The 10,368-nt window shown below is 72.6% G+C and carries 10 protein-coding genes; 7 read left to right on the forward strand and 3 right to left on the reverse strand.

The window, feature by feature from the left end:
* Window positions 1-177 precede the first annotated feature (177 nt).
* Window positions 178-1,323, forward strand: coding sequence for an epoxide hydrolase family protein (locus ACFQ7Q_RS34390; protein ID WP_383562143.1), 1,146 nt, complete (start codon window positions 178-180; stop codon window positions 1,321-1,323).
* 143 nt (window positions 1,324-1,466) lie between these two features.
* Here the strand turns inward: ACFQ7Q_RS34390 and ACFQ7Q_RS34395 are convergent, their stop codons facing one another.
* Complete coding sequence (locus ACFQ7Q_RS34395) at window positions 1,467-1,724, reverse strand: type B 50S ribosomal protein L31 (RefSeq protein ID WP_383562145.1); 258 nt, start codon at window positions 1,722-1,724, stop codon at window positions 1,467-1,469.
* 192 nt (window positions 1,725-1,916) lie between these two features.
* On the opposite strand from ACFQ7Q_RS34395, the gene ACFQ7Q_RS34400 reads away from it, so the two are divergent.
* Window positions 1,917-2,132: a hypothetical protein gene (locus ACFQ7Q_RS34400; protein ID WP_383562147.1), complete on the forward strand. Its 216-nt coding sequence runs from the start codon at window positions 1,917-1,919 to the stop codon at window positions 2,130-2,132.
* An 18-nt stretch (window positions 2,133-2,150) separates the two neighbouring features.
* Here ACFQ7Q_RS34400 and ACFQ7Q_RS34405 read toward each other — a convergent pair whose 3' ends face one another.
* Complete coding sequence (locus ACFQ7Q_RS34405; protein ID WP_383562149.1) at window positions 2,151-4,649, reverse strand: SpoIIE family protein phosphatase; 2,499 nt, start codon at window positions 4,647-4,649, stop codon at window positions 2,151-2,153.
* Between the two features lie 207 nt (window positions 4,650-4,856).
* Between ACFQ7Q_RS34405 and ACFQ7Q_RS34410 the strand changes: the two genes are divergently transcribed.
* From ACFQ7Q_RS34410 to ACFQ7Q_RS34430, 5 genes are all read left to right on the forward strand, one after another.
* On the forward strand, window positions 4,857-5,621 hold the full coding sequence (locus ACFQ7Q_RS34410; protein WP_383562151.1) for an alpha/beta fold hydrolase: 765 nt from the start codon (window positions 4,857-4,859) through the stop codon (window positions 5,619-5,621).
* A 65-nt stretch (window positions 5,622-5,686) separates the two neighbouring features.
* Entirely contained in the window at window positions 5,687-5,956 is a 270-nt protein-coding gene (locus tag ACFQ7Q_RS34415; RefSeq protein ID WP_383562153.1) for a hypothetical protein, read from the forward strand.
* Window positions 5,957-6,037: 81 nt separating this feature from the next.
* On the forward strand, window positions 6,038-6,547 hold the full coding sequence (locus tag ACFQ7Q_RS34420) for a DinB family protein (RefSeq protein ID WP_383562155.1): 510 nt from the start codon (window positions 6,038-6,040) through the stop codon (window positions 6,545-6,547).
* A gap of 142 nt (window positions 6,548-6,689) precedes the next feature.
* Window positions 6,690-8,099: an FAD-binding oxidoreductase gene (locus ACFQ7Q_RS34425; RefSeq protein WP_383562157.1), complete on the forward strand. Its 1,410-nt coding sequence runs from the start codon at window positions 6,690-6,692 to the stop codon at window positions 8,097-8,099.
* A 52-nt stretch (window positions 8,100-8,151) separates the two neighbouring features.
* On the forward strand, window positions 8,152-8,418 hold the full coding sequence (locus ACFQ7Q_RS34430) for a hypothetical protein (RefSeq protein ID WP_361861406.1): 267 nt from the start codon (window positions 8,152-8,154) through the stop codon (window positions 8,416-8,418).
* Here the strand turns inward: ACFQ7Q_RS34430 and ACFQ7Q_RS34435 are convergent.
* The gene (locus ACFQ7Q_RS34435) at window positions 8,415-10,244 is read right to left on the reverse strand and encodes a hypothetical protein (RefSeq protein WP_383562159.1); all 1,830 of its coding nucleotides are present in this window, start codon (window positions 10,242-10,244) and stop codon (window positions 8,415-8,417) included. The genes ACFQ7Q_RS34430 and ACFQ7Q_RS34435 overlap by 4 nt on opposite strands.
* Between the last annotated feature and the right edge of the window lie 124 nt (window positions 10,245-10,368).

Genomic DNA, 10,368 nt, shown 5'->3' on the forward strand with positions numbered 1-10,368 from the left:
CGTCGTTTACCGGGATGCGCCGCCACGGCGCTGCCGGTACGGTCGGAGAACACGCCGAACCAGGAGGTGAGCCCGCATGTACGACGACCCGCACTTCGAACGGGCCCTCCTCGTCGCGTCTGTCTGATCCGCGCACCGGGAGCGCCCGCCGGCCGAGCACTCCTGAGCGAAGGAACCATGACCGTCACACCCTTCCGGATCTCCGTGTCCGACGACGTCCTGCACGACCTGCGGCACCGTCTGAACCGCACCCTCTTCACCGAACCGTCCGACTCCACCTACTGGGCGGCCGGCGCCGATCCAGGGCATCTGCGCGAACTCGTCGCCCACTGGGCGGACGGCTTCGACTGGGCGAAGGCGGAGGCGGTCCTCAACACCTATCCGCACCACCTCGCCCAGGTGGCGGGACGACCGGTGCACTACGTCCATCTGCGCGCCCGTCGGACCGAGGGCGGCCCGGAGCCGCTGCCGCTGATCCTCTCCCACGGCTGGCCGAGCAGCTTCGTGGAGATGCTGCGCGTGGCCGATCTGCTCGCCGACCCCGCCGCCCACGGTGGCGACCCCGCCGACGCCTTCGACGTCGTCGTCCCCTCGCTGCCCGGCTTCCTCTGGTCGGCCCTGCCCGCCGGGCCGTTCACCCGCCGCGGAGTCGCCGAGACCTGGCACACGCTGATGACCCGAACCCTCGGATACGAGCGCTTCGGCGCCTTCGGCGGGGACATCGGCGGAGGCGTGACGCAGTGGCTCGGCGCCCTGTACCCCGGCGACGTCGCCGGAGTCCACATCACCTCCGCCGTCGTCACCGGCGACTTCGAGGCGCACCCGGCCACCCCGGAGGAACGCGCCTACCTCGACGCGCTCGCCGCCTACGACGAAGGCGATCAGGGCTACAGCGAGATCATGTGCACCCGGCCCGACACCATCGCCGCCGCCCTGCGGGACTCACCGGCCGGACTCCTCGCCTGGATCGCCGACAAGTACCGCGACTGGAGCGACTGCGCCGGCGACCTCGAGTCCCGCTGGGACCGGGACACCCTGCTGACGGTCGCCACGCTGTACTGGGCCACCGGCACCATCGGTTCGTCGTTCCGGCAGTACTACGACTACCACCACAACCGGGCCGTCCCGCCCGTCCAGGTTCCCGCCGCGGTCACCCTGAGCCATGAGCCGGCCTACGCGGACTTCCCCCGCAGTCTCGCCGAGCGCACCTTCCGCGACCTGCGGCACTGGAACACCCCGCGTCGCGGCGGCCACTTCATGGCGCATGAGGAACCCGAGCAGGTCGCCGCCGAACTGCGTTCCTTCTTCCGCCCGTTGAGGTGAGAACCGGGTTCGCGGAGGGTCGGCGACGCTCGACCACCAGGGCCGGCGCCGGCGCCTCCGCGAACCCGTCCGCGTCGTCGGGCGTCAGATCATCACATCGAACCGACCCGCTCACCCTGCGAGCCGGACCCGACGACGCCGGATCAGGATTCCTGGCCGCCCTCGCCGTAGCGGCGCTCGAACTTCGAGATCCGGCCCTCGGAGTCCACCGTGCGTGCCTTGCCCGTGTAGAACGGGTGGCTCTCGGAGGAGATCTCGACGTCGACCACCGGATAGGTGTGGCCGTCGTCCCACTCGATGGTCTCCTCGCTGGTCGCCGTGGACCGGGTCAGGAAGGCGAACCCGGCGGAGCGGTCACGGAAGACCACCGGTCCGTACTCCGGCTGCTTGTCCTGCTGCACTGTTCCTCCTCGGGCTGCCTGCTGATGGGCCCAGCCTCGCCGGGACGGGCCCGGCCGACCAGCGCCCGGGGCCGACCGGGTGAGGGCACGCGGTCGCACCTCACCGTTCCGGCCCGATCGCTTCCGGGATACGGTGTGCGGAAGCCGACGCCCGGGGGAGGCGACGGCTCGACGACGTGGGGGGAGCCCGTCATGACCACGGTTCTTGTGTTCTTCGGTGTGCTGGGCGCGGTCGTCCTGCTGCTCATCGTGAAGCTGTTGCGCCGGGGGAGCGGTCGCACCGAGAACGCCGACGGCCTTCTCATCGAGGAGGCGCGGCGCAACCAGGCACGCGACGACCGCACGTCGTTCTCGTCCTTCTCGGCGCACAACGCGCCGCCGACGCAGACCGACAACTACCGTCCCTGACGTCTTCGGTACGGCCGCTCAGTCCGTCCAACGAGCGGCGAGCAGGACGGCGATGTCGTCCGGCCGGTCGGTGGCCTGCCGGGCGTCGCGGATCAGCCGGTCAGCCGTCTCCGTGAGGGGAATCTGTCCCGTGACGGAGAAGGTGCGGCGCAGCCACTCGACCCCCTCGTCGATGTCGTGGCCCGGACGCTCCACCAGGCCGTCCGTGTACAGGGCGAGAACCGCGCCCGGGTCCAGGTGCAGTTCGGTGACCGGATACGTGGCGTCGGCGTCGATCCCCAGGACCAGACCGCCCGCGAGCTCCAGCACCTCCGCCGTCCCGTCCGGGCGCCGCAGCAGCGGCTGCGGATGCCCGGCCCGGACGGCCTCGGCCACACCCGTCGCCGGGTCGAGGACCACATAGCAGCAGCTCGCGAACTGCCCGGGGTCGAGGTCGATCAGCAGCCGGTTGGTGCCCATCAGCACGTCCTGTGGTGCGTGACCGCCGAGGGCGAAGGCCCGTACCGCGCTGCGCAGCTGACCCATCGTGGCCGCGGCGGCGACACCGTGACCCTGGACGTCGCCGACCACGAGGGCCAGCAGCCCGCGCCCCGTCTCGACGACGTCGTACCAGTCGCCGCCCACGTCCATGCCCTGTGTGCCGGGCAGATACCGCGCCACGGTGTCGACGTGATCGCGGACCGGCAGCCGCGCCGGGAGCAGCGCGTCCTGCAGCCCGCGAGCGAGGGCGGACTCGCTGTCGTATCTCCGGGCGCGCTCAAGGGCCTGGGCGATGAGGCCCGCCAACGCCGTCAGGACCGTGCGCTCCTCCGGACTGAAGCCGCGCGGCCGGTCGAAGCCGAGGATGCACGAACCGACCGGCCGGCCCGAGGCGATCAGCGGCAGGAAGGCCCGGGCCCCGGAGAGCGCGTCCAGCGGGAGTCCCGGATAGGCGCGGCTCATCTGCTCGATCGACTCGAAGAACAGCGGCCGTCCGGTCGTCAGCGCCTCGACGCCCGGCAGGTGGGCGTCGAGCCCCACGCCGTCGAAGGGCTCCAGGAACCCTGGCGGGAACCCGGTCTCCCACGCCAGGTAGAGGTGCCGGTCGCTCAGCAGATAGATCGCCAGCTGCCGGCCGCCGAACGCGGGCAGCAGTTCGTCGGTCACCACAGCCGAGACCTGGCGGGCCGTCACCGCCTCGGTGAGCGCGATGGCGAGTGCCACCGGTCGGTACAGCGCGGACGCCCGGTCCGCCGGCGAGCCGAGACCGGAATCCGGCTGGGCGACCGAACCGGGCTTGTAGGCCGGGTCGGTCTCGGGGAGCAGCACCATCGTGACGCCGTCGTGGCCGGGATAGAGGGAGACCGAGAGCCACTCCGCGTCGGGCGCGTGGGCCAGGAAGTGCACGGGCTCGTCCGAGAGCAGCGCGGCGCGCAGATGCTCCTCGTACGCGGGATTGCCGAACCACGGCAGGGCCTCCCACACGGTCAGCCCGGCGAGTGAGGCGCGGGGGATGCCGAGGAGGGCCTCGGTCAGATGGTTCACGTAGGTGATCCGGCCCAGGCGGTCGATGGCGATGATGGCGCGTGGCAGCCGGTCGGTGGCGTCGGAGCCGACGAGGCCGGTGCCGAGGTCGACCAGGGAGCCCTTCAGCCGCCCCGGGCGGTCGCCCGCCGCGCGGGCGGAGATCTCCAGGAGGTGGAGCCCGCCGTCGGGGCCCTTGAGCCGTATCCGGCGCGCCACCTGGGCACCCGACTCGGCCGCACGCCGGGCCATGGTCCACAGCGCGGCGCTGTCCTCCGGAGCGAGGCGCGCGGTCAGCGCCTCCATCGTCCCGGGGAACGCGCCGCTGTCTCCCTCGCCGATGATGGCGCGCAGTCCGGCGTCGGCGGTGACGGTTCCGGTGGTCAGGTCCCAGTCGAAATAGCCGATCCGGACCGGTTTCGTGCCGCCCGAGGGAAGCTGTACGCACACCGGCTCACCGGGCCATTCGACGAGGACGCCGGTGTCCGAGAGATCCGCGAGGGCATCCCCGAGCCGGCGCGCCTCCCGGGCCAGCCGCATCCGGTCCCGGCTGTTCACCGGGACGCCGGGGCTCGGCGTGCGCAGCACCACGAGCACCCCGAAGCGTTCCCGGCCGCTGACGATCGGGGCGTACAGGGATCCGAAGGGGAACGGGAGACTGGCCACGAGCTGGGGGAAGCGTCGCATCGCCTCCTCGACGTCGGCGAGGTGCACCGGCTGGCCCGAACGGTGCGCCTCGGCCACCGGGAACGGGCGGTTCACATGCATCCGCCACCAGGGCCGGAAGAGCGGGCCGGGGAGTCCGGCGAGCACGGCCATGCGGAGGAGGTCCGGTGTCCCGGACCGCAGGTAGACACCGCCCGCGTAGCCGCCGACCGCCTCGATGGTCCGGAGCGCGCCCTCGGCCAGCACCAGGGGCAGGGCGTCGAGCAGCCGCCCGTCGGTCTCCGCGCTCCCGGGGACGTACCCGGTCCCGGCCGACGGGGCAGGGCCGGCCACGCCGTGCGACGTCACACAGTCAGCATGCTCCAGGGCCGTGCGGCCGCGCATCTCGGACTGGTGGCACGACGCACCGGCCCGGACACGCCCGGTCACGCCCGGTGTGCCGCCGTGCGCCCGGCCGGGACCGTTGACCCGGCCGCCGCGGCTCGCGACACTCGATCGTCGGCACCGACGCGATCGCATCGACGCGACGGCACCACCTCGTGACCAGGGGGCGTGATGACGGGCCAGGTTCTTCCGTACGACATAGAGGGAAGCGGGCCCCGGCGGGCCCTGGTGCTGCACAACTGGTTCGGCGACCGCACGAGCTTCGACGCGCTGCGCGCCCACCTCGACGGCGACACCGCGACGTACGCGTTCCTCGACTGCCGTGGTTACGGCGAGGCGATCGACACCGAGGGCGCGTTCACGATGGACGAGGTCGCGGCGGACGCGCTGGCCGTCGCCGACGAGCTCGGCTGGGACTCGTTCACCGTGATCGGCCACTCGATGGGAGCGAAGGCGGCCCAGCTGATGCTGCTCGACGCGCCCGCGCGCGTGTGCTCCCTCATCGGCATCTCGCCGGTGTCCGCCGCCGGCTTCCCGCTCGACGGCGAGAGCTGGGACCTGTTCGCCGGGGCCGCGGAGGACGCCGCCCATCGACGGGTCATCATCGACACCACCACGGGCGGCCGGTACGACTCCGCCTGGCTGGACCCGCTCGTGAAGCGCTCGGTGGAACGCTCCTCGGCCAGAGCCTTCCGCGCCTACCTCGACTCCTGGGCCCGCACCGACTTCCACCACCGCGTCAAGGACAACCCCGCTCCGGTCCTCCTGGTCGTCGGCGCCCACGATCCGGCTCTGGGCGCCGAGGCGATGGCCGCCGGCTGGCTCCGCTGGTACCCGAACGCCCGCCTCGAGGTACTCGCCGAGGCGGGCCATTACGCCCCGGAGGAGTCCCCGCAGGCGCTGGCCGCGGCGATCGAGGACTTCCTCGCCCGCTGATCCGTGCCGACGCCGGTGCGTACCCGACCGGTCTGCGCGAGCATGGACGGCGAGAGGCAGGTGTCATGGAGCCGTCCGTGCTGACCGCGGTGGTCGCCGCCGCGGCCCTGGTGTGCCGGGCCGCGGTGCTGGAGATGCGTACGCCCGGCGCGGGCCGCCGTGCCTGGGCGTTCGCCACCGACCGGCGGGCGCTGGGAGCCGGGGCGGGGGCGGCGCTCGCGCTGGGCGCGGTGGGCTGGGCGACCGTCGGCGGAGCCGAGGTGGTGCTGTGGGCGGTCCTGGCCGGGATTCTCGTCGCCTCGCTGACGGCCGAGCGACGCCCACCGGGCGGGTGAGGGGGCGTAAGTCGGTGGAAGGCCGGGCCCGGGGTCACTAGGTTCGGTATCCGCACCGGATCATGACGAGGAGCAGCGACCGTGACCATCGACCCGCGCATCGGACCGCCCCACGTGGGCAGTGAACGCGACACCTTGCGGGCCTTCCTCGACTATCAGCGCGCGACGCTCGCCATGAAGTGCGAGGGGCTCGGCGACGAGCAGCTACGGGAGAGGTCGATGCCGCCGTCCACACTGTCGCTGCTCGGCCTGGTCCGGCACATGGCCGAGGTGGAACGCGCCTGGTTCCGCCGGGTCTTCGAGGACGGCGAGGCGCCGATGGTCTGGTCGGACAAGATCGACTTTCAGGCCGCGTACGACGCGAGCGAGTCGACCCGGGCCGAGGCCTTCTCCGCCTGGGAGGCCGAGGTCGAGACCTCCCGGCGGATCGAGCGCGCGGCCGCGTCCCTGGACCTCACCGGACACCAGCCGCGGTGGGGCGAGGACGTGTCCCTGCGGATGGTGATGGTGCACGTCCTGCTGGAGTACGGCCGTCACAACGGGCATGCGGACTTCCTGCGCGAGGGCGTCGACGGGACCGTCGGCGCCTGAGCGGCCCTACGGGGGCGTCAAGGGGGAGTACGGGACCTCGCGACCGGCCTCGTCATCCTCGCCCCGCTCCGCACCGGCCAGCGCTGGCACCGGCTCCCGGCCGGTGGGAGCCTGACAGTAGGGGCCGATCGGCCGAGGAGCGATGATGGGCACAGCCCCCGCGGCGGCGCGAGTGGACGAGGCGGCATTCCAGGAGCTGGAGCGATCCTTCTCCGGCAGACTCGTCCGCTCCGACGACCCCGCCTACGACGAGGCCCGGAGCATCTGGAACGGGTCCATCAGCAGGTTCCCCGCACTCATCGCGTACTGCACGGGCGTCGCCGACGTCGTCGCCGCGCTGGAGTGCGCGACACGCGGTGGACTGCCGGTCGCCGTACGGAGCGGGGGGCACAGCTTCCCGGGCCAGTCGCTGTGCGACGGCGGCCTCGTCATCGACCTGTCCGCCATGAACGGCATCCGCGTCGACCCGGTGAACCACACGGTCAGGGCCCAGGCCGGAGTCCTTCTCGGGGCGCTGGACCGCGAGACGCAGCACTTCGGCATGGCCGTGCCCGCCGGGATCGTGACGCACACCGGCCTCGCCGGGCTCACCCTCGGCGGTGGAATCGGCTGGCTGATGCGCAAGTACGGACTCACCGTCGACCAGCTGCTCTCCGCCGACATGGTCACCGCCGACGGCGGCTTCGTCACGGCGAGCGAGAACCACGAGCCCGAACTCTTCTGGGGCCTGCGCGGTGCCGGTACCAACTTCGGCGTCGTCACCGAGTTCGAGTTCCGGCTCAACCCCGTGGGCCCCACCGTGCTCGCCGGACCGATCCTGTGGCCGCTCGAAGAGGCACCGCACGTGCTCGCCTTCTACCGCGACTGGATCACCGACGTCCCCGACGAGCTGACCACCATCGTCGTCCACCGCAAGGCCCCGCCCCTCCCCTCGATCCCGCCCGACCTGCACGGCAGGCCCGTCATCGCGGTGATCAGCTGCTACGCCGGGGACATCGAGACGGGCGAGGAGGTCCTGCGGCCGCTGCGGAAGTTCGGGACGCCGCTGCTCGACCTGTGCGCGCCCAAGCCCTTCCTGCAGCACCAGTCCATGTTCGACCCGTCGTTCCGTCCCGGCTGGTGGTACTACGTCCGCTCCTGCGACATCGAGCGGCTCGACGACGAGGTCATCGGCATCAGCGCGGCCCACGCCCTGCAGCTCACGTCCCCGCTCTCGACGTGCAACATCTTCCACCTGGGTGGTGCGGTCGCCCGCGTGGGTGAGGACGAGACCGCATGCAGCGGACGGGGCGTGGGCCACACCTTCAACATCAACGGCAACTGCTTCGACGCCGAGGGCTTCGACGAGGAGCGCGCCTGGGCGCGCTCATGGTGGTCCGCCCTGGAGCCGTACCACGCGGGTGTCTACGTCAACTTCCTCATGGACGAGGGGGAGGCGCGCGTCGAGCAGGCGTACGGGGCCGACAAGCTCCGCCGGCTGCGCCTCCTCAAGAAGGAGTACGACCCCGGCAACGTCTTCCGCTCCAACCAGAACATCTCCCCCGCGGCCTGACCGTACCCGCGTGACCGGGCGAGTGTCAGTGCCGGGTGCGATGCTGCCGGGTATGGACGAGCTGATGAGAGGCCGTGTCTACGGCGCCGACCATGACGATCCCGATCCCGGCCCCAGGCCCGGGCGCGTCTACCGCGAGTTGGTGGCGGGCCCCCTGGACGGCCTCCTGCTCGACGTCACCGGATGGACCGCGCGACAGCTCGAGGAGGGGGCCGCCCTGGCCACGGAGATCGGCTCCTACGGCCCGGGCGGCCACGCCCGCTACGGGCCGCGCGAGGGCGACGCCGTGCACTGGGACTGGGAGGGCGACACCCGCTAGTTCGGATCGTCGGGCCAGGTGAAGCCGAGCGCTTCCGCGTCCTCCCGGCTGCCACCTCTGACCTGGGCGAAGGTCTTCGGATCGGTCGTTTCCAGGCGTGTCAGGGCGGCCGTGGCCCTGGCCTCCGGAGGGGTGTCGTCGTCCGGCAGGCTCCAGACGAACTGCAGCCACGGCCCGTCCCGGTCCTGCTTCCCCTCGGCGTAGCCCGGTCGGTACGTGAAGGACAGGACCGTCGTGTCCGGATCGTGGAAGTCGGTGCCCACCCACGCGAAACGGCCGTCCCAGCGCGTCAGGAGCTCCGGTCTGTCGCGCAGACCGGCGGCCAGGAAGCGGGCCGTGATCCGGGCCGGCCATGCCCAGGAGTGGTCGTTCTCGGCGCGCGTGATCTCGGCGTCGTAGGCGGCGGCGTCGAATCGGTACGCGGGCAGTTCCGGTCGTCCACGCCGACCGGACCGCGGGCGGCGCCAGTCCCGCCACACCACATGGTCCCCGTCCCGCTGCACGGTGACGTACAGCGCCCCGCAGCAGCCCTCGGTGCAGTACGCCTCGGCGAGTTGGACCTCCCGTGGCTCGGCCGTCGCCCGCAGACGTCCGCTGTCGAGCAGTGCCTCCGGAGCGTTTCCGGGGCCGAGGCCGAACGCCTCCGGTACGACGGGGCGCCCGTCGATCAGAAAGCGGGTCTCGGCGACGTCCGGGTCGGCGGGGTCGCGTACGGCGACCTCCACCCGGAGCCGGGGCACGTCGGCAGTGGAGCGGCCGAAGGGCTGCCGTGCCGTGCGCCGGATCCAGTGGGCGCGGCGGCGCTCGGCGGGGTCGTCGGGCTCGCGGTCGGCGGCGGCCGCCCACGCGGGTGAGTGCAGCAGGGACTCCAGGGCGGCCAGCAGCGCCTCGCGCCGGCCGGGCGGCCAGGGGAGGAGATGGCTGGGACCGCTGTGCAGATCGAGGGCGAGTGAGAGCAGGGTCGCGCAGTGGTCCAGGGTCGGGGGCAGGAGGCCGGCCCGTGCGACGACGGCCTCGTAGGCGATGACGGCGTCCTCGTACGAGAGGATCTCGGGACGGTAGTCGCGCTGGCTCGTCATCCGCGACAGCAGCCACGCCGCTTGGCCCAGGACACCGACGTCGAGCGGATCCTCGCGCAGGACATCGGCGAGCCGTACGGCCTCCGCGATCCTGCGGGTGGTCTCCGGCCCGACGGCGCGTGGGTTCCGGGGGATCGACATCAGCCGGGCGCGGGCAGCCGCTGCGTCGCGGGTCGCGAGGGCGTCGACCAGTCGGCGCAGTTCGCGGCCCTTGACACGCACGGTGAGCCACACGAGGGCGGCCGCGGCACGATCGAGGGGAGCGAGCGCCTCCACGGCACAGTCCATGAACTCCCGGACCAGGCCGAGGATCCGGAGGTACGGGATGTCCTCGGGCTCGCCGAGTCGGGCCACGAGCCCGATGCCGAGGCACACGGCCGCGCCGCTGGTGCCCGTGCGGGTCAGCCGGCGGCCGAGCGCCCGTGCGGCCGCCTCGTCCTCCAGGGGAAGATCGGTGAGGGCCCAGCGGATGTGGCGGTCTCGTACGCCCAGCTCGTCCAGTCGGCGCTGCACCTCGTCGGCGGCGCGCACGGTGTCCGGGTCGGTCAGGAAAGGGGTGATGGCGTCCACGGTGGTCTGACGCGCGTTCCGCCGGTCGAGCGGGGAGCGCCCCCGGGACGGCCGGTCGGGGGAGGGGTAACCGCCTTCGGGGAGGCGGCCGTCGGGCTCCGCGCGGTACAGACGCAGGGCGTAGTCGTACAGAGAGGGCCGAGGGGTGAGCGCGCCGCGCTCGTCCGGGGCGCTCACAGGGCGGAGTGGGACTCGATTCCGTAGGTCATGCGGGGGATCCTGTCAGAACCTGCCGACCCCGCGCGAGCGAATAGACCGGTGCCCGCGCAGGGCTGCCGTGCGCCGGCCGGAACCGCGGTTC

The organism is Streptomyces sp. NPDC056527 (genome assembly GCF_042794475.1).
Lineage (GTDB): Bacteria > Actinomycetota > Actinomycetes > Streptomycetales > Streptomycetaceae > Streptomyces.

What these genes read in the sequence shown, in the direction of transcription:
- ACFQ7Q_RS34390 (WP_383562143.1), top strand. Translation starts at nt 178, where the DNA reads ATGACCGTCACACCCTTCCGGATCTCCGTGTCCGACGACGTCCTGCAC.
- ACFQ7Q_RS34400 (WP_383562147.1), top strand. Translation starts at nt 1,917, where the DNA reads ATGACCACGGTTCTTGTGTTCTTCGGTGTGCTGGGCGCGGTCGTCCTG.
- ACFQ7Q_RS34410 (WP_383562151.1), top strand. Translation starts at nt 4,857, where the DNA reads ATGACGGGCCAGGTTCTTCCGTACGACATAGAGGGAAGCGGGCCCCGG.
- ACFQ7Q_RS34415 (WP_383562153.1), top strand. Translation starts at nt 5,687, where the DNA reads ATGGAGCCGTCCGTGCTGACCGCGGTGGTCGCCGCCGCGGCCCTGGTG.
- ACFQ7Q_RS34425 (WP_383562157.1), top strand. Translation starts at nt 6,690, where the DNA reads ATGATGGGCACAGCCCCCGCGGCGGCGCGAGTGGACGAGGCGGCATTC.
- ACFQ7Q_RS34430 (WP_361861406.1), top strand. Translation starts at nt 8,152, where the DNA reads ATGGACGAGCTGATGAGAGGCCGTGTCTACGGCGCCGACCATGACGAT.